Raw genomic sequence first — 23,624 nt, 5'->3', positions numbered from 1 at the left:
TCCGAACACGACGCAGGAGGCCGGTCGATGAGCATGCGCAGGTCCCGTACGAGCACCCCGCACGAGATCGTCGAGCGGGCGCTGGAGCTCTCCCGTGCCGACGGCTGTGCGGTCATCGCCGATGAGCACTCCAGCGCCAATCTGCGCTGGGCGGGCAATGCGCTCACCACCAATGGCGTCACCCGCGGCCGCACCCTGACGGTGGTGGCGACCATGGACGGCGGGCAGGGCACCGCGTCCGGTGTCGTCTCGCGCTCCGCGGTGACCGCGGACGATCTGGAGCCGCTGGTCCGGGCCGCCGAGGCGGCCGCCCGGGAGGCCGGGCCCGCCGAGGACGCCCAGCCGCTGGTCGGCGGCGGGAAGGCGTCCGCCGACTTCACCGAGGCGCCCGCCGAGACCTCCTCGGAGGTGTTCGCGGCGTTCGCGCCGGCCCTCGGCGAGTCCTTCCAGCTGGCCCGCTCCGGCGGCCGGGAGCTCTACGGCTTCGCCCACCACGAGGTCGTCTCGTCGTATCTGGGCACCTCGACCGGGCTGCGGCTGCGGCACGACCAGCCCACCGGGACGCTGGAGCTGAACGCCAGGTCGGCAGGTTCCGGCGGAGCCGTACCCCGCTCGGCCTGGACCGGCCGGGCGACCCGCGACTTCACCGATGTCGACCCGCGGGAGCTGGACACCGAGCTGAGCCGGCGGCTGGGCTGGGCCGAGCGGCGCATCGAGCTGCCCGCCGGGCGGTACGAGACGCTGCTCCCGCCGACCGCCGTCGCCGACCTGCTGATCTACCAGATGTGGTCGTCGGGGGCCCGGGACGCCGCCGAGGGCCGTACGGTCTTCTCCAGGCCGGCCGACGGCGACGGCGGGGCGGGGCGTCCCGGGGCGGGCACCCGGCTGGGCGAGCGGCTCAGCGAGCTGCCGCTGACGCTGCGCAGCGACCCGCGGGCACCGGGGCTGGAGTGCGCACCGTTCGTCCTGGCGCACTCCTCCGGCGACGATGCCTCGGTCTTCGACAACGGGCTGCCGCTGACGGCCACCGACTGGATCCGCGAAGGGGTCCTCAACCGGCTGCTCACCACCCGGCACAGCGCCGGGCTGACCGGCCTGCCGGTGGCGCCCGGCATCGACAACCTCCTGCTGGAGGGCGGAGGTTCGCGCTCGCTGGACGAGATGGTGGCGGCCGCCGGCCATGACGGTCCCGCGCTGCTGCTGACCTGCCTGTGGTACATCCGCGAGGTGGACCCGGCGACGCTGCTGCTGACCGGTCTGACCCGGGACGGGGTCTATCTGGTCGAGAACGGCGAGGTGGTCGGCGAGGTCAACAACTTCCGGTTCAACGAGTCGCCGGTGGACCTGCTGTCGCGTGCGGTGGAGGCGGGCCGTACGGAGCGGACCCTGCCGCGCGAGTGGGGCGACTACTTCACCCGCGCCGCGATGCCGGCGCTGCGCATCCCGGACTTCAACATGAGTTCGGTCAGCCGCGGGGTGTGAGGCGCCTGCGTACGCCCGGCCCGTCACGGCGGGCCGGGCGGGCGGAGGGCGCGGGAGTGTCGTACCGGGCAGGCGGACGGCGCGGGAGGGTCGTACCGGGCGAATAGACTGTCCGCTTGTCCTCCCCTTGGGGAACCACGATCGATCAGGGACGCCATGACACGCCTCGGCGAATCCGTCGCCCGCGCCACCACGCTGCTCTCCGCCGACCTCTCCTCGGACGCCACGGTCCAGGAGCTGCTCCAGGAGACGGGAGCGCGGCGCTCTCTCGATCTGACGGACCTGCCCGCCAAGGAGCAGGCCGAGCTGATCGCGGCCCGTACGGTCGAGGTCCTGCCGGGCGTGGAGAAGCTGGCCGAGCGGATCGAGGAGCGCCGGGCGGCCGGCAAGGGTCTGCACATCAAGCTGGGCATCGACCCAACGGCCACCGATGTGCACCTCGGGCATGCGGTCCCGCTGATCATCCTGAGCCGGTTCCAGCGGCTGGGCCATGACGTCACGCTGATCATCGGTGACTTCACCGCCAAGATCGGCGACCCCTCGGGTCGTACCGCCGAGCGCCCGCCGCTGACCGACGAGGACATCGCGCAGAACCTCGCCACCTACCGCGAACAGGTACGTCCCTTCTTCGACTTCGAGAAGGTCAGCTTCCGGCAGAACAGCGAGTGGCTTTCGCCGTACACCTTCCCGGAGCTGCTGTCGCTGCTCGCCCAGGTGCCGGCCTCGCAGCTGCTGCAGCGCGAGGACTTCCGCAACCGGCTGGCCGCCGGGTCCGGTCTGACCATGACGGAGCTGCTGTACCCCATCGCCCAGGGCCTGGACTCGGTGGCGCTGGCGTGCGATGTGGAGCTCGGCGGCTCCGACCAGCTGCTCAATCTGCAGATGGGCCGCAAGCTGATGGAGCTGCGCGGGCAGCGGCCGCAGCTGGTGGTGACCATGCCGCTGATCGAGGGCACGGACGGCACCGGCGCCAAGATGTCCAAGTCCAAGGGCAATTACGTCGGGCTGAGCGCGCCCGCCGACGATGTCTTCGGCAAGATCATGTCGGTGCCGGACCGGCTGATGGAGCCGTACCTCAAGGCATGGACGGAGTGGACCGACGAGGAGATCGCGCTCGTCCTGGGCCGGGTCGCGGACCGCTCGCTGCACCCGATGGACCTGAAGAAGGTCCTCGCGGGCGAGGTCGTGGGCGCGCTGTACGGGATGGACGCGGCGATGGCGGCGCGGGCCGGTTTCGTGGCGCAGTTCTCCAAGAAGTCGTTCTCCGATGTGGAGTCGCTGCCGTCCGTCGACGTCACGGCGCACGGCGCGGAGACGGTGGCGGCGGTGCTGACGACGGTGCTGGAGTTCACCCCGAGCGCCTCGGCGGCGCGGCGGCTGGCCAAGCAGAACGCGCTGCGGCTGGTCGTGGAGGCCGAGGGCGAGGGCAAGCAGCAGACCGTGGTGCTGGCGGAGGCCGATGCGGCCCGGCCGCTGGGCGAGGTGCTGGCCGAGAAGCTGGCGGACTCCCCCGGCGTCGCCTACCTGAAGGCCGGCCGCAAGCTGGGCCGGCTCGACGGCCGCTGAGACGGCAGACGTACGGGCGGCCGGTGCGCGGGAGCGCGCGCCGGCCGCCCGGGGCGTGAGCCCGCCATCGTCCGAACGGCAGGCTCTAGGTTGCGTGTTTCTTGCGGCCCCGCATGGAGACCCAGAGGCGGTCACCGATGCCGACGACGAGGACCGCGCCGGCCAGTTGCAGCAGGTGCCGGATCCAGTCGATGCCGCCGGTCTCGTTGACCCCGATGCCGGTGGCCGCCCAGTTGCCGAGGACGCTGCCCAGCATGCCGAAGATCACGGTCAGCCAGAGCGGAATCTGCTGCTTGCCCGGGATGATGGCCTTCGCGATCAGGCCCAGCACCAGGCCCACGATGATGGCCCACAACCACGTCATGTCGACTCCTCTTGCGGCGCGGTGCAGATGACGGTCGCTCCGTCAGTGTCGCCCCGCTTCGACTACGGCGCACGCCGGAGCCGGGTGTACGCACGGTGGCCCGGCCGACCCGGGCGAGGCGTGGCACGACCCGGTCTCGAAGGCGGCGCAGTCGCGGCGTACCGTGGAAACCGACCGGATAGCGGGGAAATCCGGCATGACCGACCAGGTGGTGGAGCGTGATGCGGAAGCAGAGCGGCGGCGAGACCTTCCGGATCACGGGGGCCCGGCAGGGACTGTCCGAGGATGTCCGCGGACGGCAGCGCCGGTATGTGATCTCGATGGCGGTGCGGACGGTGGCCGTGGTGCTGACCGTGGTGCTGTGGAACATCGAGCGGCCCGTGGCCATCGCGACGTTGGTACTGGGGCTGACGCTGCCCTATATCGCGGTTGTCATCGCCAACGCGGGCCGGGAGAACGCCCCTTCGCTCCCGAAGACGTTCGTCGCGGGCCCGACCAGGCCGATGCTGAGGCCGGGAGCCTCCGACACCCCGTCGGAGTCCGTTCCGGAACGTCCGGCGGCGGGCGCTTCCGCACCGGAACATGACCCCAGATGATCATCTCCCGGTCTGCAAAGCTCAAGAAAAGCTCAGATCAATCATGGAGTTCCGGTGCACTCAGCACCTTCCCCCGTGACATACTGCGTACGCGCTCCGCATCCCCCGTCGGAGCGACGGACCGACGCCGGGCGGCTCCCCCCGTGGCTGCCCGGCGTCGTCATGTCCGCAGGGCCTGACGGGCGGGATCGCCGGGCCGGGACCGTGAGCCCAGGACGTAGGGTTCCCAGGACGTAGGGTTGAGGCCGTGAACTCCCCGAATCCCCAGGACTCCGCCGACAGCGCCGTCATCTGCTCCGCGAAGGGCTGCCGCGCCGCGGCCGTATGGGTGCTGGCCTGGAACAACCCGAAGCTGCACACTCCGGACCGGCGCAAGACCTGGCTGGCGTGCGAGGAGCACCGGGAGCATCTGTCGCAGTTCCTCGGGGTGCGCGGCTTTCTCAAGGATGTCGTGACGCTGGAGGACTGGGAGGCGTCGGCCGCCGGACGCTGAGGCGGGACCGGCTCAGGCCCTGCCCCATCGGACAGGCCCTAGGGGGCGTCTTCCCGATCAGGCCGGGAAGACGCCCCCTAGCCGCCGATCGCGGACATCGGGCGCTCCGGCTGCAGGAACGACGGGTCGTCCAGACCGGAGCCCGCCTTCTTGCCCCACATCGCGACCTTCCATATCCGCGCGATCTCGTCATCGGGGGCCTCGGAGCGCAGCGCGGTCCGCAGGTCCGTCTCCTCGGTGGCGAACAGGCACGTACGGACCTGGCCGTCGGCGGTCAGGCGGGTGCGGTCGCAGGCCCGGCAGAACGGGCGGGTGACCGAGGCGATCACTCCGACGCGGTGCGGGCCGCCGTCGACGATCCAGCGCTCGGCGGGCGCGGAGCCACGCTCGTCCTGACCCTCGGGGGTGAGCGCGAAGCGGGTGCGCAGCGAGGTGAGGATGTCGCCCGCGGTGATCATGCCGTCGCGCTTCCAGCCGTGCTGGGCGTCCAGCGGCATCTGCTCGATGAAGCGGAGCTCGTAGTCGTGCGCGATCGCCCAGGCCAGCAGGTCGGGGGCCTCGTCGTCATTGAGGCCCGGCATCAGGACGGTGTTGACCTTGACCGGGGTCAGACCGGCCGCGCGGGCCGCCTCCAGGCCGCGGAGGACATCGCCGTGCCTCTTGCGGCGGGTCATGGCCTGGAAGACCTCCGGCCGGAGGGTGTCGAGGGAGACATTGACGCGGTCCAGACCGGCGTCGCGGAGGGCGGTGGCGGTGCGCTCCAGGCCGATGCCGTTGGTGGTCAGCGACATCTGGGGGCGTGGGGTGAGGGCGGCGACGCGCTCGACGATGCCGGGCAGACCGGGGCGGAGCAGCGGCTCACCGCCGGTGAAGCGGACCTCGTCGATGCCCAGGTCGCGCACGGCGATGGTGATCAGCCGGACGATTTCGTCGTCGGTGAGCAGATCGGGCTTGGCGAGCCACTGAAGGCCCTCTTCCGGCATGCAGTACGTGCACCGCAGATTGCACCGGTCGGTGAGCGAAACGCGCAGGTCGGTGGCCACGCGGCCATACGTGTCGATGAGCACTGGGCCCCCTCCCCAAGAGTGATGGCTCGGTACGTCTCCTCCGGTGGATCAGTACATCTTCGAGCCTACGCGATGGGTGTGACAGTGAGCAGAGATGAGAAGCACGAGGTGGGCGGGGCGGCATCGTAGAGATCTACGACGCCGCCCCGCCCGGCCCCTGGAGGGACGGCTCAGCCGGACCCGCTCAGTGGGCGCCGGTCCCGGTCAGCGAGCGGACCTCCAGTTCGGCGTACTTCTGGGCGTCCGGCTCCTCCTTCGACAGCAGCGACCCCAGCCAGCCGAGCAGGAAGCCCAGCGGGATGGAGATCAGCCCGGGGTTCTCCAGCGGGAAGAAGGCGAAGTCCGCGCCGGGGAACATCGAGGTCTCCTTGCCGGAGACCACCGGGGAGAAGAGGACCAGGAAGACGGAGGAGGCGAGGCCTCCGTAGATGGACCACAGCGCGCCCTGGGTGGTGAAGCGCTTCCAGAACAGGCTGTAGAGCATCGTCGGGAGGTTGGCGGAGGCGGCGACCGCGAAGGCGAGCGCCACCAGGCCGGCGACGTTCAGCCCGCGGGCGAAGACGCCCAGCACGATGGCGACCGCGCCGATGCCGACGGTCGCCCAGCGGGCCGCGCCGACCTCCTCCTTCTCGGTGGCCTTGCCCTTGCGGAAGACATTGACGTACAGGTCGTGCGCGAAGGACGAGGACGAGGCGAGGGTGAGGCCGGCGACCACCGCGAGGATGGTGGCGAAGGCGACGGCGGAGATGACGGCGAGCAGGATGGCGCCGCCGGTGGAGCCGGCGCCGCCGCCGATGGCCTCGGCGAGGAGCGGGGCCGCGGTGTTGCCCGCCTTGTTGGAGGCGGTGATCGTCTCGGGCTTGATGAGGGCCGCGGCGCCGAAGCCCAGCGCGATGGTCATCAGGTAGAAGACGCCGATGATGCCGATCGCCCAGTTCACGGACTTACGGGCGGCCTTGGCGGTGGGGACCGTGTAGAAGCGGATGAGGATGTGCGGCAGGCCCGCGGTGCCCAGGACGAGGGCGAGACCCAGCGAAATGAAGTCGATCTTCGAGGTGGCGCTCACACCGTATTTGAGGCCGGGCTCCAGGAAGGCGGCGCCCTTGCCGCTGTTCTCCGCGGCGGCGCCGAGCAGCGAGGAGAGGTTGAAGTTGAACTTGAGCGCCACCAGGAAGGTGATGAGCAGGGTCCCGGCGATCAGCAGGACCGCCTTGACCATCTGGACCCAGGTGGTGCCCTTCATCCCGCCGATGGTGACGTAGAGGATCATCACGATGCCGACGAGGACGACGACCAGGATCTTGCCCGCCTCGCTGGTGATGCCCAGGAGCAGGGTGACCAGGGCGCCCGCGCCGGCCATCTGGGCGAGCAGGTAGAAGATCGAGACGACGATGGTGGAGGTGCCCGCGGCCGTACGGACCGGGCGCTGGCGCATCCGGTAGGCGAGGACGTCGCCCATGGTGAACCGGCCGGAGTTGCGCAGCGGTTCGGCGACCAGGAGCAGCGCGACGAGCCAGGCGACGAGGAAGCCGATGGAGTAGAGGAAGCCGTCGTAGCCGAAGAGGGCGATGGCGCCGGCGATACCGAGGAAGGACGCGGCGGACATGTAGTCGCCGGAGATGGCCAGCCCGTTCTGGAATCCGGTGAACTGCCGGCCGCCGGCGTAGAAGTCCTCCGCGCCCTTGGTCTGCCGGCCGGCCCAGACCGTGATGGCGAGGGTGGCGGCGACGAAGGCCGCGAAGAGGGTGATGATCAGGGCGCGGTGCTCCCCCGCGCCGCCGGCCGCGAGCTGCTGCACGAGCGGCTGCTGGGTGAGGTTCATGCGTCGCCCTCCAGGCGGGACTTGATGGCCTCGGCCTTCGGGTCGAGCTTGGCGGCGGCGTGCCGGGAGTACCACCACGCGATGAGGAAGGTCGTCACGAACTGGGCGATGCCGAGGACGAAGGCGACATTGAGGTGACCGACGACCTTGATCGCCATGAAGCCGCCGGCGTAGCTCGACAGCAGCACATATCCGAGGTACCAGAGAATGAAGGCGACGGTGAGCGGGAAGGCGAATGAGCGGTGCGCGCGGCGGAGTTCATCGAATTCCGCGCTCGACTGCACCTGGAGGTAGTCGGGCGGCTCATGCGTCCCCGGGTCGAGGGTCGGTGCGGCACTCACGGGATCTCCTGACGCGAAGGGGCGGGTTTCCCAGGGACCGGTCCGGGACCTGCACGGGAGCACCCCGACCGATCATAAGGAATATATAAGTGATCTAGATCACGCATGGTAGAGGCGCATCACGCGATCCGACAGGGGGGTGTTGGTTGAATCCCAGAAGAATCCGAGGGAATGCCCGCGCCGACCGCCACCGCGCCCGGGGCGCTTCGTTGAGCCCGGTGTGAATCCGCCGCCCCAGCAGGCCCCGCAGCCACCCGCTCCCCGTCGGCGCCCGTACGGCAGTGTCCGGCTGCCGGCGCCGCTGACCGTCGCCCCGTCGGAACCCCGGCCGGGGACCGCCACGGCCGCCCGCCGCTGGTACGGCCCGCGGATCTCACTGCCCCCGCTGAGCATCACCACTCTGCGGCGCAACGGCTGACCGGCCCGGCCGCGGCCCACCGACGACCGAACGGGCGGCGGCGGAACGGGGGCGGCAGAACGGCCGACGCCCCACCGGCCAGGGCCGCGACGCCGGCCGCGACGCCGGCCATGACGTCCGATCAGATCGCGCCGTACGCGGCTGACGCGCCATCAATTCAGGGCTCGTGACAGGTTTTCCCCCGTTTTTTTCCGCTTTCCATTGCTGTCCGCGAGTGATCGCCGATAACTTCACGTCTCACTGCACCCCACCCGTGCGCAATCCGCCGCACGGGCGGTCTCCCGGATGATGTGGAGTACCCATGGCACATCCCCGATCCAGACGCATGCGGGCGCTGGCCGTACCGCTCGGACTGGCTCTGACGGCGTCGCTCGGTTTCCTGCCGCACGCGGCCACCGCCGCGCCCCAGGACTCCGCCCCGGCCGCCGCGGCCTCGGCCGACGGCCCGCTGCTCTCGTACGTCGTGAACACCACGCCCGGCCACACCACGGTCGGCAAGGTCAAGAAGGCGATAGCCCAGGCCGGCGGGAAGGTGATCATCGCTCATGAGCAGATAGGCGTGATCGTCGTCCACTCGGCCAACCCGCAGTTCGCCGCCACCGTGCGGACGGTGCCGGGCGTGCAGTCGGCGGGCGCGTCCCGTACCGCGCCGCTCAAGGCACAGGGCACCACCGACGTCGGCAAACCGCAGAAGGTCGACCTGCCGAAGTCCCAGCTCAAGGCGGCCGGCCAGGCGGCGAAGGCGAACGGCAAGGAGCCGCTCGAACCGCTGCAGTGGGATCTGCCCGCCATCAAGGCCGACAAGGCCGCGAAGGTGAACCCGGGCAGCAAGAAGGTCACCGTCGCCGTCATCGACACCGGCGTGGACGACACCCACCCCGACCTGAAGGCCAACTTCTCCGCGAAGCAGTCCGCCAACTGCGTGGGCGGTGTGGCCGATACGTCCAAGGGTGCCTGGCGCCCCTGGGACCCGGACAACGACTACCACGGCACGCATGTCGCGGGCTCGATCGCCGCGGCCCGCAACGGCGTCGGCGTGGCGGGGGTCGCCCCGGGCGTGCAGATATCCGCCCTCAAGGTCAGCGAGCCGGAGACCAGTCTCTTCTACGCCGAGAGCGTGGTCTGCGCCTTCGTCTTCGCGGCCGACCACGGTGTCGAGGTCACCAACAACAGCTACTACGTCGACCCGTGGATGTTCAACTGCAAGAACGACGCCGACCAGGCCGCCATCATTGATGCGGTCGGCCGTGCGGCGAGCTACGCCCAGCGCAAGGGCGCGATCAACGTCGCGGCGGCGGGCAACTCCGATCTCGACCTGGCGGCCGCCAAGCTGACCGACGACTCCAGCCCGAACGACACCACCCCGGTCGAGCGCACCGTCACCCCGAAGACCTGCTGGGACGTGCCCACCCAGCTGCCGGGCACGGTGACGGTCGCGGCGAGCGGAGTGCAGAAGCTCAAGTCCGGTTACTCCAACTACGGACTCGGCCAGATCGATGTGGCCGCGCCGGGCGGTGACTCGAAGCAGGTGCCCGAGCTGCCCGCCAAGAACGGCAACATCCTCTCCACCATGCCGGGCGGCGACTGGGCCTACCTGGCCGGTACGTCCATGGCGAGCCCGCATGTCGCGGGTGTCGCGGCGCTGCTCAAGAGCGCCCACCCGAAGTCCAGCCCGCAGGAGATCCAGTGGCTCCTCAAGAAGCAGGCGGACAACCCCGGCTGCCCCACGGGTGAGTCCACCTGCACCGGCACCAAGCATGTCAACAGCCACTTCGGCTACGGCATCGTCGATGCGCTGGACGCGGTGAAGAAGTAACTCCAGGGCAGGTCACGGCAGTTGCGGGGAGGGCCGGGTGATCGCACCCGGCCCTCCCTGCTGCCGTCCCGGGAGCGGGCCGGTGGGCCGGTGGGCCGGTCAGGCAGGGTCGCGGCCGAGGAAGGCCGCCAGCCGGTCCGTGGCGCTCGCGCCGGGCGGAGCGGGGCGCTCCGGGGCGAACGAGCTGCCCTCGGTACGCGGTGCGGCGCCGTAGATCCGGCGCGCCGCGGCCAGGGTCTCCTCGGCGGCCTCCGGCGCCAGTCCGGTCGGCGCGCCGGTCGCCCGTGCCAAGTCCCAGCCGTGGGCGAGGAGTTCGACCACGACCTGTTGGACGATCATTGCGCCGGGCGCCTCGTAGGGGCCGTAGGTGCGCCGGAGCATTCCGCTGCCGGTGAAGGCGGCGAGGGCGGCGCGTACCGAGTCGTCGAAGGCGGCGCGGTGGTCGTCGCCGAGGTGGTCGGCGGTGTGGTCACCGCGCGGGGCGTCCTCGGCGATCGAGGTGGCCATCAGGTTCTCCCACACCATGTGGTCGAGCAGCTCCCGTACGCTCCACCCCGCGCAGGGTGTCGGCAGCGCGAGGTCCTCGGGCCGTACGGCGGCGACCAGGACGGCGACGTCCCGGGTCACCTGCTCGTAGGCGCGCAGCACCCGGTCCGGGTCGGTGCCGTCGAACGCGGAGCGGTCCAGCTCGTACGGCCCGGGGTGGGCGCGCAGCGCGGCCGTGGTCCAGGTGCCCGCGGTGTCCCAGCGGGGTGGCGCGGGCCGGCCGGTGACCGTGCACAGCAGCTGCCAGTAGCGCTCGACAACGGGTTCGGCGGCGGTCTCCAGCTGCTCCAGCAGCCGGGCCCGGGCCGCCGGGTCGTCCTCGGTGGGCGGGTCGGCGGTGCCGGTCTGGGTGGGGAGCCAGGCGGCGACCAGCTCGGCGATGACGGGCTCCGCGGCCGGGGAGTCCGGGGCGATCCCGGCCGCGACCGCCGCCTCACCGCGTACCCGCATCAACTCCGCGACCCGGGCGGCGGCCTGCCCCTGCGCCGCCTGCTCCTGCGTCGCCCGTTCCTGCGCGGCCGGGTCCGGCGCGGCGGCGGTCCGCGGCTCTCCCTGGGCGTCCGGCTCCCCCACCGGCCGTGCCGTACGCGCGCTGTACTCGGCCAGCCGGCGCAGTGCCGCCCGTAGTTCCGGCTCGCGGACCAGGGCGGCCAGCTCGATCCAGGCGCCGATCTGCTCGGGGGTGGGGTCGTCGGGCAGATCGGGGGTGGCGGCCAGCAGACCGCTGCGGTAGGCGGGGGCGTCCACGCCGTCGAGGGCGTCCTCAACGAAGTCCGCGATGATCCGTCGGCGTTCCCGGGCCGAAAGACGGGCCAGTTCGGTCATGTACGGCAGCTCCTCTGCTGCGCTGCCCCGCGCGGCCACCGAACGCAGCACGGCGGACTGCAGCCGCAGGGTGCCGATCTGCGCGTCCAGCGCGTCCGCCCACTGCGCCGCCGTCTCGGCGACCGTGAGCTCGCGGTGCAGCACGGACCGGACGGCCGCCAGACCGATGCCCAGTTCGCGCAGGCTGCGCACGATCTCCAGGCGGGCCGGGGCGTCCGGGCCGTAGAGCCGGTAGCCCGCGGGGGTGCGGGCGGCGGGCGGCAGCAGGTCCTGGTCCGACCAACTGCGGATGGTCTTGACCGATACACCGGTCAGCCGTGCCAGTTCGCCGATGGTCAGCAGACCCGTGCCGTCCTCGTTCATGCCGTCCACTCTCGGGTCTCCCTCAGGGGGAGACTCAAACCGCGGCGCACCCGGCGGGCCAGGCCCGGCGGGTGCGCCACCCCTCAGCGCTCTACGGCGCGCCCGCCGTCCGCAGCTCCTGCGCCCGCTGTGGCGCGTTCCGCGGAGCCGTGGCGGCGGACCGGAGCACACCGTCGGCCAGCGCCCACTGGGCCGCGACATAGGTGAGCATGATCCAGAACTGGGGGGCCGGGAGCTGCGGCCAGTGCGCGATCCCGCTCGCGATCAAGGTGTCGGAGAGCAGGAACAGCAGCCCGCCGGCCGCGGCCCACGGACCCGCCCGCAGCGCGCCGAACGCCATCGCGGTGAGCAGCAGGCTGTACCCGGCGACCGGAATCCGCAGCTCCGCCGGGAGGTCCGGCCACAGCAGCACCACCGTGCCGGTCAGCAGGACGGCGTATCCGGCACCGGCCGCGGCGGTCAGTCCCCGCCGTCCGGCCGCGGGACCCGCCCCGTGCCGGGCGAACAGCAGCAGGTAGCAGACGTGTCCCGCGGCGAACGAGCCCATCCCCACCAGGAAGGCGAGGTCCCCGCCGATCTGGAGGAAGGTGTCGCCGCCACAGCCGAAGAGGAGCGCGCCGGCGAGCAGCGGGGGGCCGCCGCGCGCCAGCGCATAGCCGGCGAGCACCGGCATCAGCACGGGCTTGGTGATCTGCACGACGGGCAGGACGCCCCCGAGCAGCGCCCCGAGGTGGACGACGCCCAGCAGGACGCACACCCACAGCAGCGGCTGTACGGCCCGCGGCCACCGTGCCGTCACGTGGCCGGCTCCTCGACGGAGGCGGGTGCGCGGTCCCCGGCCGGTGCGGCCTTCCGGGCCTCCTCGGCGGCGACCCGCTCGGCCGGCTGCCAGCCCGGCCCGCGGAACACCCGTCCGGCGCGCTCGCGCCAGCTGTCCGCGGCCCGTATGTCCCGCGCGATGGCGGCGTACTCATGGGTGGCCACCCGCAGCGGGTTGAAGGTCTCGATGTTCTTGGTGAGTCCGTAGACGGGCCGCTCGGTCTCCGCGACGAACGAGCCGAACATCCGGTCCCAGATGATCAGAATCCCGCCGAAGTTCCGGTCCAGGTAGCCGCCCTGTGAGGCGTGGTGGACACGGTGGTGGGACGGGGTGTTGAGCACGAACTCGAAGGGCCGGGGCAGCTTGTCGATCCGCTCGGTGTGCACCCAGAACTGGTAGAGGAGGTTGGCCCCGGAGGTGAAGGCGATCGCGGCCGGGTGGACGCCGAGGGCGACCATCGGGACGTAGAACGGCCAGACGGTCCAGGTCGTCCAGGGCTGCCGCAGGGCGGTGGTGAGGTTGAACTTCTTGCTGGAGTGGTGCACCACATGGCAGGCCCACAGGACGCGGATGACGTGGTGGCCGCGGTGCGACCAGTAGTAGAAGAAGTCCTGTGCGAGCAGCATCAGGATCAGCGTCCACCACAGCACGGGGACCCGCAGCGGGGTGAGTTCGTAGATCGCGGCGTAGATCGCCACGATGGGTATCTTCCACAGTGCGTCGAACACGAGGCTGCCCAGCCCCATGCCGACGCTGGTGGCGGCGTCCTTCGCCTCGTAGCCCGCCGCATCCTCGTCGGGATGCAGGCGATAGCTCACCATCTCCACCACGGTGAGCAGGACGAAGGCCGGTACGGACCACAACACGACATCGGGCAGGTGCGGCATGTCCCGCACCATAAAGGCGTTGACCGGGGTGCCGCTAGGGGTTGTTACTGAGAAGTATGTAAGACGCGTCGTCAGCTGGGGGCACTTCAGGCGCTGATCATGTGGGTCGGCCGGCCGCTGACGGCGGCGATGACCTCGAAGTCGTGGTCGCCATGCACCAGGGTCAGCCTTTGACCGGAAAGCGCGCGGCGGCCGAGGCGTCGGCGAGGAACCTGGCCGCAGTCACTGTCCCGGCCGTGCGGCACGGCGCCCCGCCCTCACCACACCCGCACCGCCCCTCCCCGTGCGAACGCCGGGCTGGTGGCGTTCGGGGGGATCTCGTCCAGGGGCTCGGCGAGGTCGGTGATCCTCGGGCCGACGCGGGCGGCGAGGGGGGCGAGGAGGGCTAGGTCGAAGCCGTAGACGCGGGCGGCGTTGGTGCCGAGCATGGCGGCGGTCTCGTCGGCCGGGACGCCGGCGTAGGCGAGGCGGAGGGCCTCGCGGGAGTAGGGGTGGGTGCCCTCGTCGTGGGGGTAGTCGCTGCCCCACATGATCTTGTCGAGGCCGATGCGGTGGCGGAGCGGGACCTCGTGCGGGCGCATGAAGCTGGCGCCCACGAAGCAGTGGTCGCGCCAGATTCCGGCCGGTGAGTCGCCCATGGCCTCGCCCAGGCCGACGCCGAATTTGGCTTCGGCGGTGGCGGCCCGGGACGCGGAGGCGACCAGCCGCCCGTGGTAGTAGTCCAGCATGTCCAGGACACCGGGGATCCAGCCGGAGCCCTGTTCGGTGAGGACGAGTCGGAGGCCGGGATGGCGGCGGAAGGCCCCGCCGAAGATCAGGTGCCACAGGGCCCGGTGGGAGAACCAGGTCGTCTCGACCATGAAGACGGCACGGGCGGCGGGTTCGTCTCCGAGCGGCGGGGAGGCCGAGCCGCCGTGGTGGTTGACGGGGACGTCCAGTTCCGCGCAGACCGCCCAGAGGGGGTCGTAGGCCCCGGAGTGGAGTTCGGGGAGTCCCGAGCCGGGCGGGGTGCCGGGGAGCATGACACCGCCGGTGAGCCCGGCTTCCCTGGTGCGGCGGACTTCCCGTACGGCCTCGTCGACATCGTGGAGCAGGATCTGGGCGACACCGGCCCGGCGGCCGGGGGCCTGCGCGCAGAAGTCGGCGAGCCAGCGGTTGTGGGCGCGCAGGCCCGCCCAGCGCTGCTCGAACTCCGTGCGGGTGGGCGCGGGGGCCATGAGGGCGGCGCTCGGGAAGAACGGCGGGATGGTGTTGGGGAAGACGACCTCGGCGACGATGCCGTCGGCCTCCATTTCGGCCAGGCGGCGGGCGGAGTTCCAGTTGCGGTCGGCGGTGTCGGCGAGCAGGTCCTCGTGCGGGTTGACGTAGGACGCCGCCCAGGCGTCGAAGTCGTCGTGGTACCGGGACTCCAAGTACGGCCGGTAGTCGAGCAGGTCGGCGCCGGCGTGGCAGTCGGCGGAGATGACGGTGTAGCGGTCGTCGGTCATCACTGTGCCCCCAGTACCGGGAAGTCGTGGTCGGTCAGCCAGTGGCGGCCCGCCTCGCGGGAGCGGGCCCAGGAGGCCTCCACCGACGGCTGGTCGGCGCTCTGGCCGAGTTCGGCCGGGGTGGGGCCGATACGGCGGGCCAGCGGGGCCAGCCCCGCGGTGTCGAAGCCGAAGACCTCGGCGGCGGACAGGCCGAGCATGCGGCGGGTCTCGGCGACCGGAATGTCATGGAAGGTCTTCTGCAGCCAGCCGCGGGTGTCGGGCCAGGTGCCCTCGGGGTGCGGGAAGTCGCTGCCCCAGAGGATGTTGCCGACGCCGATCTCGTAGCGCTGGGCGAGTTCCCGGCGTTTGGTGTTGGTGGCGCAGACGAAGACCTGCCGGTCCAGGTACTCGTGCGGCGGACGCTTGAGCGCGGCGAACGGGGAGAGCTTCTTGCCGCCGTGCGCGCCCAGGTAGAGGCGGTCCATGAACCACAGGAGGTTGGGCAGCCACCAGCAGCCGGACTCGGCGATGCCGAACCGCAGTCCAGGATGGCGTTCGAAGGCCCCGGACCAGAGCAGGAACCACAGGGGGCGCGCGGGCCACCAGGTCACCTCGGAGACATAGATCCCGAGGTGGTCGCCGTACTCGTGGCGGGGCGCGGCCCCGGAGTGGGTCAGCACCGGCATCGCGCACTCGGCGGCCGCGGCCCACACCGGGTCGTAACGGCGGTCGTGGTACGGCTCCTTGCCGCCCCACATGGACGGGATCATCAGGGCGCCGAGCCCGGACTCCTTGGCACGGTGGATCTCGGCCACGACCCGGTCCGTATCGGCGGTGACCGGTAACAGGGCCACACCGCAGTGCCGTTCGGGGTGCCCGGAGACGAAGTCGGCGAGCCAGCGGTTGTGCGCCTGGGCACCGGCCATACCGAGGTCGGGGTCATGGTCGCCGGAGAGGCCGAGGCCGACACCGAAGGGGGCCGCCGTACCGCTGTCGACGGCGTCCGCGTCCGGGAAGACGACTTCCGCCGCCACCCCGTCGCCGTCGAGTTCCTTCAGCCGCTGTGCGGGGTCCCAGCCGCCGCGCAGTCCCTCCTCGTGCTCCTGGAACCACCGGGCGGCGAAGGCGTCGTTGCGGATGCCGAGGCGGGTGGCCTCCGCCCGGCGGGCGTCCCGCTCGCCGAGGAACGCGTCGAAAGCGCGGTGGAAGCGGGCTTCCAGGTAGGGGCGGTACTCCTCGGTGGGGAGTCCGGCGTGGCAGTCGGAGGAGATGATCAGGTATGGATCGTGCGGGCCGGGACGGGTGTCCGGCCGGTCCGTGGGGACCTGTGGGTCCGTGGGGACCTGTGGGCCCGTGGATGCCTGTGGATCCGTGGGGGCCTGTGGGCCCGTGGATGCCTGTGGGTCCGTCATGGCGGAACCTCCCTCAGTCGTCCGGGTCGAGGATGAAGTGCTCCAGGTAGGCGGGGTCGGCGCGGTCGAGCATCGCGGCGGAGCGCGCCCGGATCTGCGCGTCGGTGTGCGCACTGGGCGGCAGCAGCCAGAAGCGGCCGGCCCGGACGCCGTCGACGACCTGCGCCGCGACCTCCTCGACGGGGGTGAAGGCGATCTCCTGCCCGGCCTCCTTCATCGCCGCCTCCCACCGCGCCAGGCTGCGGTACGGCGTACGGCGCGGCCGGGTCTTGGCGTAGCGCACGGGCCGGTTGCGGTGCGACTCCCACAGGCCGGTGCGGAGCATGTGCGGGCCGGGGAAGAGCACCGAGGCACCGATGGGGGCGCGCTCGGCCTTGAGATGGGCGTAGAGCGATTCGGTCATGGTCACCACGGCCGCCTTGGTGACGGCGTAGACGGACGCGGTGGGCAGCGGTGCGACACCGCCGTCCGTCGAGGAGGTGTTGACGACATGGCCGGGTGCGCCGCTCGCCAGCATCCGCGGCAGAAAGCACTGGATGCCGTGGAAGACGCCCCAGACGTTCACCGCGAACGCCCAGGCCCAGTCGTTGGGCTCGTGTTCCCACATCCGGCCCTCGGCGCCGGAGCCCACCCCCGCGTTGTTGCACAGCAGATGGACGGCGCCGAAGGCGTCGTACGCCGCGTCGGCGAGGGCGGCGACCTCTTCGCGCACCCCGACGTCCACGGTGCGCGCCAGCACCCGGGCGCCGTCCGCGGCCAGGTCGTCGGCGACGGCCTGCAGCGGCTCCTCCTCCACGTCCGCGAGGACGACCCGCAGCCCGTCCGCGGCGAAGCGGCGCGCCATGGCCAGGCCGATACCGCTCGCGGCGCCGGTGACGACCGCGACCTGTCCCGCCGTCAGCTCCATGCCCGCTCACCTCTCCGTACCGGTCGGGCCGGCCGTTTCTCCGGCCGGGGATCCTGGGGTTGTCCTGTGGGGGAGCCCGGCATCAGACACTCCCCTCGGGCGGACCGTCGAGGAGCTGCTGCGGATCGTCGTAGCGCTGGTGGACGTACGGCAGCAGGGACCGGGCGCTGACCCGCTCGACGACCCGGCCCTGCTGGTCGCTGGTCTTCTCGCCGAGGGTGAGCTCGACGAGGGTGCGTACGGGGAGGTCGGCGACGGGGTCGTACATCGACTCGCGGAGGACGACATCGCCGGTGATCCGCTCCAGTCTGCGGACCTTCTCGTGGCGCAGGCAGTGCACCAGCACCGGGTCGAGGTCGAAGCCCGAACCGTCCACGGCGGGCAGGAACTTGAAGTAGAAGTCGGTCTTCCGGGACGGCTCGGGGACCGGCAGCGGTCCGCTCACCGCACCGCGTACCTCGACGAAGGCGATGCCGTGCCGGGCGAGCGCGGCACGCACCACCGGGCCGTCGCGCTCGACGGTGACCTCGCCCAGCTTCTTGGGTTCACCGAAGACCTCCCGCCCGCCGGTCAGGGCCCGCTCGTGGGTCATCGGCATGACCAGCGGGTACCAGCCCTCGACGCCGCGGTGGGCGGCCGCGACGGCGACCGAGCCCGCGCCCAGGGGGTAGCCGGGCAGCTCGACCTTGCTGATGTTGGCCCGGACCAGCGGGCGTCCGGTGGGTTCGAGGGGCGGCGGCAGCACGGCCGCGACCGCCTCCGGGTCGCTCTCCCACACGGCGGCCACACCGGTGGACCAGATGTCGGGGAGCCGGGAGCCCGCGGTGCGCGCCGCGGTGATCTCCGCCGCGGTGCGCGCTCCGTAGCGTATGCGTGCCATGGCGTACCACCCTTCGTCGTCGGTGACTTGCGAGGGTCGTGCGAGGCGTCTGTAACACTGTTACACCGTGCGGGATGAAGGGTAAAGAGCCGTGTACGGGCGGGAGTTGAGGGATAGTGGGGGAAATGACACGCACCGCGCTGACCGGCGAAGAGGTTCTGACGGCCGCCGCCCGGCTGGTGCGGGCGGACGGCCCCGGCGCGCTGACCATGCGCCGCCTCGCCACGGAACTGGGCACCGCCGTCACCTCCATCTACTGGCATGTCGGCAACCGCGAGTCGCTGCTGGACGCCCTCGTCGAGCGCACCGTCCGGGAAATGGGTGAGATCCACCCCACCGGGGACACCCCGCACGCACGCATCGTGTCGGTCGCCCGCGCCCTGCACTCGGCGCTGCGCGAGCGCCCGCAGCTGATCGCGATGGTGCATGAACGCGGCCTGACGGAGCGGATGTTCCTGCCCGCGCAGCAGGCGCTGGTCCATGAGATGCACGCCGCCGGGCTGCGCGGCGAGACGGCCGCGGAGGCGGTGCGGGCGGTCCAGTTCCAGGTCGTCGGCTTCGTCCTGGTCGAGCGCAACCGTGAGCGGTCACCCGAGCAGCACCCGAGCGAGGGCGAGCTGTGGGACTCCCCCACCGCCGAGCACGATCCGGCGCTGGCCCGCGCACTGGCCGGCCCGGTCGACACCGGGCGGCTGTTCGCCGTCTCCCTGGAGGCGCTGGTGACCTCACTGCTCTCCCCGGCGGCGCCCGCCTCCTGAACGGGTGTGGCCGACGGCGGCGGCCCGCGGCTGCCCGGAACCGCTCATCGCCCGGGGCCACGTGACGGCACCGCACCGAGCGGCCGCCCGAGCGGCCGTCCGTTCGTGTGGTTCCTTCCGCCGTTCCTGGGGGGTGTTTTGCCGCCTTCCCTCCGGGGGGAGTTCCTATGCCCCCTTCCTCCGAGGAGAGTCCATATGCCCGCTTCCTCCGGGGGGCTCCGTCTTCCCCGGGGGGTGCTCCGTCTTTGCTGGAGCGGCTTTTACCTGTCCTCTGGGGCCTGCTGGTTTTCCCCGCCGCACGGGCCTGCTGGTTTTCCCCGCCGCACGGGCCTGCTGGTTTTCCCCGCCGCACGAGCCTGCTGGTTTTCCCCGCCGCCCACCCCCCTTCGGGGGGTGGGCGGGTATAGGTGGGTCCGTCCCCCCCACCCCCCACACCCCGTCAACTCCCCCACCCGCCCGCGAACTGCTGGTGTGCGGCTGCGTGAACCTCCGGTATGCCGTCGTGCATACCTCCGGTGTGTCCGACGCGGTTCGGTGGCTGTCAGTGGTGGCCCGTATCCTCAGGGACCATGCTCGAAGACCGCATGGCAGCAGCCGCCGACCCGATCGCGCCGAGGATCGGGCAGCAGCCGGGCCCGCAGACGCCGCCGGCTCCCTGGCCGTCCGCGTATCCCCAGGGATACGCGGTGGTCGACGTGGAGACCACGGGCCTGGCCCGCGACGACCGGATCATCTCGGCAGCCGTGTACCAACTCGACGCGCAGGGCGAGGTCCAGGACCACTGGTACACCCTCGTCAACCCGCAGCGGGACCCGGGACCGGTCTGGATCCACGGGCTCACGAGCGCCGTACTCGCCGATGCCCCGCTGTTCCCGGAGATCGTCCCGGAGCTGTCCCGGCGCCTGGCGGACCGCGTACTGGTCGCGCACAACGCCATGTTCGACTGGTCGATGATCGCCCGCGAGTACGCCCGCGCCTCGGCCACCGCGCCGGTGCAGCAGCGGCTGTGCACCATCGCCCTGTCCAAGGAGCTGCGGCTGCCGCTGCCCAACCACAAGCTGGAGTCCCTCGCCGCCCATTACGGCGTGGTCCAGGAGCGCGCCCACCATGCGCTGGACGACGCCCGGGTGCTGGCCGAGGCGTTCCGTCCCGGTTTGCAGCGGGCGGCGCGGGAGAATCTGCGGCTGCCGCTGCTGACCTGTCAGCCGCTGACGGAGTGGTCGGACACCCCCGCGCCCCGGCAGCGGGCCTCCGCCGCGTCCTACCGCCCCACGTCCTGGCGGCCGTCCCGTAAGCGCCCGGCGTGCCCGTACCCCAACCCGGGGCGTTACGCATCGGGCGGCCGGCTCGTCCAGGGGATGCGGGTGGCCTTCTCGGGCGACACGTCCGTGGACCGCGAGCTGCTGGAGGACCGGGCGATCGAGGCGGGGCTGCATGTCGCCACGAGCGTGTCCCGGCTGACCAGCCTGCTGGTGACCAATGACCCCGATGCCCGGACCTCCAAGACCGCCAAGGCCGCCTCGTTCGGCACGGTCGTGATCGACGAGGCGGCCTTCATGCAGCTGCTGCAGGATGTGGCCCCGGCGCCTGCGTCCGGGTGAAGCCCGCCCAACACACCCGTCGGCACCTCGCCGCGCGGGGGCGGCGACCGCACGCTGTGGCGCATGGCACGTTGTGAGGTCTGCGGAAACGAATACGGCATGACGTTCGAGGTGCACGCGCAGGGCGCGGTGCATGTCTTCGACTGCTTCGCCTGCGCCATCCACCGCATGGCGCCGATCTGTGAGCACTGCCGGTGCCAGATCATCGGGCAGGGCGTCGAGGCCGACCAGAAGTGGTACTGCGGTGCGCACTGCGCCCGCTCGGACGGCAGAGTGGGCATCGTCGACCGGGTCTGAGCCGGGGCCGGCCACCGGACCTGTGGGCGGGGCCCCGGGCGGACCCTTCACCGGCCGGCCCAGGGGGACCCCCGGCTCGGGGGCCCCGGCGCCCCAGGTACCGTCAAGGCCGTGTACCGCTTCCTGTTGTCCCGGCAGTGGGTGATCCTCACCCTCGTGGGTCTTGTGCTGATCCCCGTCATGATCAAGCTGGGCTACTGGCAGTTCCACCGCCATGAGCACAAGGTCGCGCAGAACCAGCTGATCGCCCGCAGCCTGGCCGCCGACCCGGTTCCGGTCACCTCGCTGACAGCCCCCGGCCGGGAGCTGCCCCGGCGCGACATGTGGCGCACGGTCAGCGCCACCGGCACCTACGACACCGCGCACGAGGTCGTGGTCCGCCAGCGCACCGCCGCCGACGAGCAGAGCATCGGCTACTACGTGCTGACCCCGCTGCTCCTCGGCAACGGCGAGGCCGTGCTGGTCAACCGCGGCTGGATCTCGGCCGGCAACGACCTCACCAGGTTCCCGGACGTCCCGGCCGCCCCCCGGGGCAAGGTCACCGTGACCGGCCGGATGATGGCCGACGAGACCACCGCCGCCAGTGGCATCAAGGACACCAAGGGCCTGCCCGCCCGCCAGGTCATGCTGATCAACAGCAAGGAGCAGGCGAAGCGGGCCGGTCTGCCGATGCTCGGCGGCTACATCGAGCAGACCGGACCCAAGCCGTCCGGCAGCACCCCGGAGCCGGTCCCCGAGCCGGACCACGACTCCATCGGCCCGCACATGGCGTACGCGATCCAGTGGTGGCTGTTCGCCGCGGCGGTGCCGGTCGGCTGGATCGTCCTCGTACGCCGTGAGCGCCGCGACCGGGTGGCGGCCGCGGCCAAGAAGGCCGAGGAGGCCCGGGAGGACCAGGCCGCCGGGGCCGCGGGGGACGGCGGACGGACTGCGGATCCCGCCGGTTCCGGGGAAGCGGATCCCGCCGGTTCCGGGGAAGCGCAACCCGCCGGTTCCGGGGAAACTGAGGCAGCCGGCGACGACGCGATGCCGGCCCCGGCCAACCCGTAGCCCGGACAGCCGTCACCACCGCGTAGCGCATCCTCCGGGCGGGAAGGGGCGCTGAGTGCACCCACGTATCGAGGACTATGCGCTCATCGGTGATCTGCAGACCGCCGCACTCGTCGGCCGCGACGGGTCCATCGACTGGCTGTGCCTGCCGCGCTTCGACTCCGCCGCCTGCTTCGCCGCCCTCCTCGGCGGCAAGGACAACGGCCACTGGGGGCTCGCTCCCCGGTCCTCCGAGGCCCGCGCCCAGCGCTCCTACCGCGGTGACTCACTGATCCTCGACACCGTCTGGGATACGCCCACGGGCAGTGTCCGGGTCACCGACTTCATGCCGCAGCGCGACCGGGCGCCCGACCTCGTACGGATCGTCGAGGGCCTCAGCGGCAGCGTCGAGATGCGCGGGGTGCTGCGGCTGCGGTTCGACTACGGGCGGGTGGTGCCCTGGGTGCGCGCCACCGAGGGCTGCCGGGTGGCGATCGCCGGGCCGGACTCCGTATGGCTGCGCACTCCGGCCCAAGGCACCACCTACGGCAAGGACTTCAGCACCCGTTCGGACTTCACCGTCGCCGCGGGCGAGCGCACCGCGTTCGTACTGACCTGGCACCCCTCCCACGAGCCCCGGCCGACCCAGATCGAGCCGTTCACGGCGCTCCAGGACACCCTGGACGACTGGCACGCCTGGTCCGCGCGCTGCCGCTACAACGGGCCGTACCGCGAGGCCGTGATCCGCTCGCTGATCACCCTCAAGGCCCTCACCTATGCGCCCACCGGCGGCATCGTGGCGGCCCCCACCACCTCGCTGCCCGAGGAGCTGGGCGGCGTACGCAACTGGGACTACCGCTACTGCTGGCTGCGCGACGCCAGCCTCACCCTGAACTGCCTGCTCTCCGCCGGATATCTGGACGAGGCCGGCGCCTGGCGGGACTGGCTGCTGCGCGCGGTGGCCGGCGCCCCCGACGATCTGCAGATCATGTACGGGCTGGCCGGTGAGCGGCGGCTGCCGGAGGCCGAGCTGCCGTGGCTGACCGGGTACTGCGACTCCGCGCCCGTACGCATCGGCAACGCCGCCGTCGAACAGCGTCAGCTCGATGTCTACGGCGAGGTCCTCGACTCCTTCCACATCGCCCGCTCGGCCGGGCTGCCCGCCGAGCAGCATGCCTGGAGCATTCAGCGGGCGCTGGCGGACTACCTGGAGTCCACCTGGCGCGACCCCGACGAGGGGCTGTGGGAGATCCGCGGGCCACGCCGGCACTTCGTGCACTCCAAGGTCATGGCCTGGGTCGCGGCCGACCGTGCGGTGCGGGCGATCGAGGCGTATCCGAGGTTCGGCGGGGACATCGACCGCTGGCGGGCGATGCGCGAGGAGGTCCGCCGCGAGGTGTGCGAGCACGGCTATGACACCGACCGGGGCACCTTCACCCAGTTCTACGGCTCCAGGGAACTGGACGCCGCGACGCTGCTGATCCCCCGCGTCGGCTTCCTGCCGGGCGATGACCCCCGGGTCCTCGGCACCATCGACACGGTGCGCCGGGAGCTGTCGCACGACGGTCTGGTACGCCGTTACAGCACCGAGGGCATCCCGGTCGACGGGCTGCCGGGCGGCGAGGGCACGTTCCTGGTCTGCTCGTTCTGGCTCGCCGACGCGCTGCAGCTGAGCGGCCGGCGGGCCGAGGCCCAGGAGATGTTCGAGCGGCTGCTGGGGCTGCGCAACGACGTGGGGCTGCTCTCCGAGGAGTACGACCCGGCCGCCCGGCGCCAGCTGGGCAACTTCCCGCAGGCCTTCAGCCATATCGGCCTGGTGGGGACCGCCTTCGCCCTCCAGGACGGGGCACAGGCACACTAGGGCC

Annotated in this window: 22 protein-coding genes; 11 read left to right on the top strand and 11 right to left on the bottom strand. The window is 71.7% G+C overall.

Annotated elements, in window-relative coordinates:
• Positions 1-27: 27 nt before the first annotated feature.
• On the top strand, positions 28-1,482 hold the full coding sequence (locus tag SLV14N_RS30615; RefSeq protein WP_208685335.1) for a metallopeptidase TldD-related protein: 1,455 nt from the start codon (positions 28-30) through the stop codon (positions 1,480-1,482).
• A gap of 156 nt (positions 1,483-1,638) precedes the next feature.
• Positions 1,639-3,048, top strand: a complete 1,410-nt coding sequence (gene tyrS / locus SLV14N_RS30610; protein ID WP_263271859.1) for a tyrosine--tRNA ligase — start codon at positions 1,639-1,641, stop codon at positions 3,046-3,048.
• 85 nt (positions 3,049-3,133) lie between these two features.
• Here tyrS and SLV14N_RS30605 read toward each other — a convergent pair whose 3' ends face one another.
• Entirely contained in the window at positions 3,134-3,412 is a 279-nt protein-coding gene (locus SLV14N_RS30605) for a GlsB/YeaQ/YmgE family stress response membrane protein (protein WP_208685331.1), read from the bottom strand.
• Between the two features lie 221 nt (positions 3,413-3,633).
• Here SLV14N_RS30605 and SLV14N_RS30600 point away from each other — a divergent pair, with 221 nt between their 5' ends.
• Entirely contained in the window at positions 3,634-4,008 is a 375-nt protein-coding gene (locus SLV14N_RS30600) for a DUF3099 domain-containing protein (RefSeq protein WP_263271857.1), read from the top strand.
• A 247-nt stretch (positions 4,009-4,255) separates the two neighbouring features.
• Positions 4,256-4,501 (top strand): hypothetical protein, encoded by a 246-nt coding sequence (locus tag SLV14N_RS30595; RefSeq protein WP_018091778.1) that lies wholly within the window; start codon positions 4,256-4,258, stop codon positions 4,499-4,501.
• A 77-nt stretch (positions 4,502-4,578) separates the two neighbouring features.
• On the opposite strand, the gene moaA is transcribed toward SLV14N_RS30595, so the two are convergent.
• The 3 genes from moaA to SLV14N_RS30580 all read right to left on the bottom strand — a co-directional run bounded on the left by moaA (position 4,579) and on the right by SLV14N_RS30580 (position 7,731).
• Positions 4,579-5,568 carry a GTP 3',8-cyclase MoaA gene (moaA, locus tag SLV14N_RS30590; protein ID WP_208685327.1) on the bottom strand — a complete coding sequence of 330 codons (990 nt, stop codon included), beginning with the start codon at positions 5,566-5,568 and terminating at the stop codon, positions 4,579-4,581.
• Positions 5,569-5,752: 184 nt separating this feature from the next.
• Positions 5,753-7,390 carry a cation acetate symporter gene (locus SLV14N_RS30585; RefSeq protein ID WP_208685326.1) on the bottom strand — a complete coding sequence of 546 codons (1,638 nt, stop codon included), beginning with the start codon at positions 7,388-7,390 and terminating at the stop codon, positions 5,753-5,755.
• Positions 7,387-7,731, bottom strand: coding sequence for a DUF485 domain-containing protein (locus SLV14N_RS30580; protein ID WP_018091781.1), 345 nt, complete (start codon positions 7,729-7,731; stop codon positions 7,387-7,389). Before SLV14N_RS30580 ends, SLV14N_RS30585 begins: the two co-directional genes overlap by 4 nt.
• A gap of 220 nt (positions 7,732-7,951) precedes the next feature.
• Between SLV14N_RS30580 and SLV14N_RS30575 the strand changes: the two genes are divergently transcribed.
• Positions 7,952-8,149 (top strand): hypothetical protein, encoded by a 198-nt coding sequence (locus SLV14N_RS30575; RefSeq protein ID WP_208685323.1) that lies wholly within the window; start codon positions 7,952-7,954, stop codon positions 8,147-8,149.
• A 301-nt stretch (positions 8,150-8,450) separates the two neighbouring features.
• A complete protein-coding gene (locus tag SLV14N_RS30570; RefSeq protein WP_263271855.1) occupies positions 8,451-9,965 on the top strand; it encodes a S8 family serine peptidase in 1,515 nt (504 codons plus the stop codon).
• 99 nt (positions 9,966-10,064) lie between these two features.
• On the opposite strand, the gene SLV14N_RS30565 is transcribed toward SLV14N_RS30570, so the two are convergent.
• From SLV14N_RS30565 to SLV14N_RS30535, 7 genes are all read right to left on the bottom strand, one after another.
• Positions 10,065-11,699: a TIGR03086 family metal-binding protein gene (locus SLV14N_RS30565; protein ID WP_208685320.1), complete on the bottom strand. Its 1,635-nt coding sequence runs from the start codon at positions 11,697-11,699 to the stop codon at positions 10,065-10,067.
• Positions 11,700-11,790: 91 nt separating this feature from the next.
• Entirely contained in the window at positions 11,791-12,498 is a 708-nt protein-coding gene (locus SLV14N_RS30560) for a lysoplasmalogenase (RefSeq protein WP_208685318.1), read from the bottom strand.
• Positions 12,495-13,406 carry a sterol desaturase family protein gene (locus tag SLV14N_RS30555; RefSeq protein WP_208685316.1) on the bottom strand — a complete coding sequence of 304 codons (912 nt, stop codon included), beginning with the start codon at positions 13,404-13,406 and terminating at the stop codon, positions 12,495-12,497. The genes SLV14N_RS30560 and SLV14N_RS30555 overlap by 4 nt, the downstream gene beginning before the upstream one ends.
• Before the next feature lie 257 nt (positions 13,407-13,663).
• Positions 13,664-14,893: an amidohydrolase family protein gene (locus tag SLV14N_RS30550; protein ID WP_208685315.1), complete on the bottom strand. Its 1,230-nt coding sequence runs from the start codon at positions 14,891-14,893 to the stop codon at positions 13,664-13,666.
• Positions 14,893-16,287: an amidohydrolase family protein gene (locus tag SLV14N_RS30545; protein WP_263271853.1), complete on the bottom strand. Its 1,395-nt coding sequence runs from the start codon at positions 16,285-16,287 to the stop codon at positions 14,893-14,895. The genes SLV14N_RS30550 and SLV14N_RS30545 overlap by 1 nt, the downstream gene beginning before the upstream one ends.
• Positions 16,288-16,300: 13 nt before the next feature.
• Positions 16,301-17,194 (bottom strand): SDR family NAD(P)-dependent oxidoreductase, encoded by an 894-nt coding sequence (locus SLV14N_RS30540; RefSeq protein ID WP_208685313.1) that lies wholly within the window; start codon positions 17,192-17,194, stop codon positions 16,301-16,303.
• Between the two features lie 82 nt (positions 17,195-17,276).
• Positions 17,277-18,074 (bottom strand): acetoacetate decarboxylase family protein, encoded by a 798-nt coding sequence (locus tag SLV14N_RS30535; RefSeq protein ID WP_208685311.1) that lies wholly within the window; start codon positions 18,072-18,074, stop codon positions 17,277-17,279.
• 125 nt (positions 18,075-18,199) lie between these two features.
• Here SLV14N_RS30535 and SLV14N_RS30530 point away from each other — a divergent pair, with 125 nt between their 5' ends.
• The 5 genes from SLV14N_RS30530 to SLV14N_RS30510 all read left to right on the top strand — a co-directional run bounded on the left by SLV14N_RS30530 (position 18,200) and on the right by SLV14N_RS30510 (position 23,620).
• Complete coding sequence (locus tag SLV14N_RS30530; RefSeq protein WP_208685309.1) at positions 18,200-18,832, top strand: TetR/AcrR family transcriptional regulator; 633 nt, start codon at positions 18,200-18,202, stop codon at positions 18,830-18,832.
• A 569-nt stretch (positions 18,833-19,401) separates the two neighbouring features.
• Complete coding sequence (locus tag SLV14N_RS30525) at positions 19,402-20,433, top strand: DEDDh family exonuclease (RefSeq protein WP_208685307.1); 1,032 nt, start codon at positions 19,402-19,404, stop codon at positions 20,431-20,433.
• Positions 20,434-20,496: 63 nt separating this feature from the next.
• Positions 20,497-20,730, top strand: a complete 234-nt coding sequence (locus SLV14N_RS30520) for a hypothetical protein (protein WP_006606380.1) — start codon at positions 20,497-20,499, stop codon at positions 20,728-20,730.
• Positions 20,731-20,841: 111 nt separating this feature from the next.
• Entirely contained in the window at positions 20,842-21,780 is a 939-nt protein-coding gene (locus SLV14N_RS30515; RefSeq protein ID WP_263271851.1) for an SURF1 family protein, read from the top strand.
• Positions 21,781-21,835: 55 nt separating this feature from the next.
• Entirely contained in the window at positions 21,836-23,620 is a 1,785-nt protein-coding gene (locus tag SLV14N_RS30510; protein ID WP_263271849.1) for a glycoside hydrolase family 15 protein, read from the top strand.
• Positions 23,621-23,624 lie beyond the last annotated feature (4 nt).

The organism is Streptomyces sp. Je 1-4 4N24, from assembly GCF_026239515.1.
GTDB lineage: Bacteria > Actinomycetota > Actinomycetes > Streptomycetales > Streptomycetaceae > Streptomyces > Streptomyces nigrescens.
This window is presented reverse-complemented; position numbering and strand designations above follow the sequence as displayed.

Coding starts and splice junctions, on each gene's coding strand:
- SLV14N_RS30615 (WP_208685335.1), top strand. CDS start 28: ATGAGCATGCGCAGGTCCCGTACGAGCACCCCGCACGAGATCGTCGAG.
- tyrS (WP_263271859.1), top strand. CDS start 1,639: ATGACACGCCTCGGCGAATCCGTCGCCCGCGCCACCACGCTGCTCTCC.
- SLV14N_RS30605 (WP_208685331.1), bottom strand. CDS start 3,412: ATGACGTGGTTGTGGGCCATCATCGTGGGCCTGGTGCTGGGCCTGATC.
- SLV14N_RS30600 (WP_263271857.1), top strand. CDS start 3,634: ATGCGGAAGCAGAGCGGCGGCGAGACCTTCCGGATCACGGGGGCCCGG.
- SLV14N_RS30585 (WP_208685326.1), bottom strand. CDS start 7,390: ATGAACCTCACCCAGCAGCCGCTCGTGCAGCAGCTCGCGGCCGGCGGC.
- SLV14N_RS30570 (WP_263271855.1), top strand. CDS start 8,451: ATGGCACATCCCCGATCCAGACGCATGCGGGCGCTGGCCGTACCGCTC.
- SLV14N_RS30565 (WP_208685320.1), bottom strand. CDS start 11,699: ATGAACGAGGACGGCACGGGTCTGCTGACCATCGGCGAACTGGCACGG.
- SLV14N_RS30555 (WP_208685316.1), bottom strand. CDS start 13,406: ATGCCGCACCTGCCCGATGTCGTGTTGTGGTCCGTACCGGCCTTCGTC.
- SLV14N_RS30550 (WP_208685315.1), bottom strand. CDS start 14,893: ATGACCGACGACCGCTACACCGTCATCTCCGCCGACTGCCACGCCGGC.
- SLV14N_RS30545 (WP_263271853.1), bottom strand. CDS start 16,287: ATGACGGACCCACAGGCATCCACGGGCCCACAGGCCCCCACGGATCCA.
- SLV14N_RS30540 (WP_208685313.1), bottom strand. CDS start 17,194: ATGGAGCTGACGGCGGGACAGGTCGCGGTCGTCACCGGCGCCGCGAGC.
- SLV14N_RS30535 (WP_208685311.1), bottom strand. CDS start 18,074: ATGGCACGCATACGCTACGGAGCGCGCACCGCGGCGGAGATCACCGCG.
- SLV14N_RS30530 (WP_208685309.1), top strand. CDS start 18,200: ATGACACGCACCGCGCTGACCGGCGAAGAGGTTCTGACGGCCGCCGCC.
- SLV14N_RS30525 (WP_208685307.1), top strand. CDS start 19,402: ATGCTCGAAGACCGCATGGCAGCAGCCGCCGACCCGATCGCGCCGAGG.
- SLV14N_RS30520 (WP_006606380.1), top strand. CDS start 20,497: ATGGCACGTTGTGAGGTCTGCGGAAACGAATACGGCATGACGTTCGAG.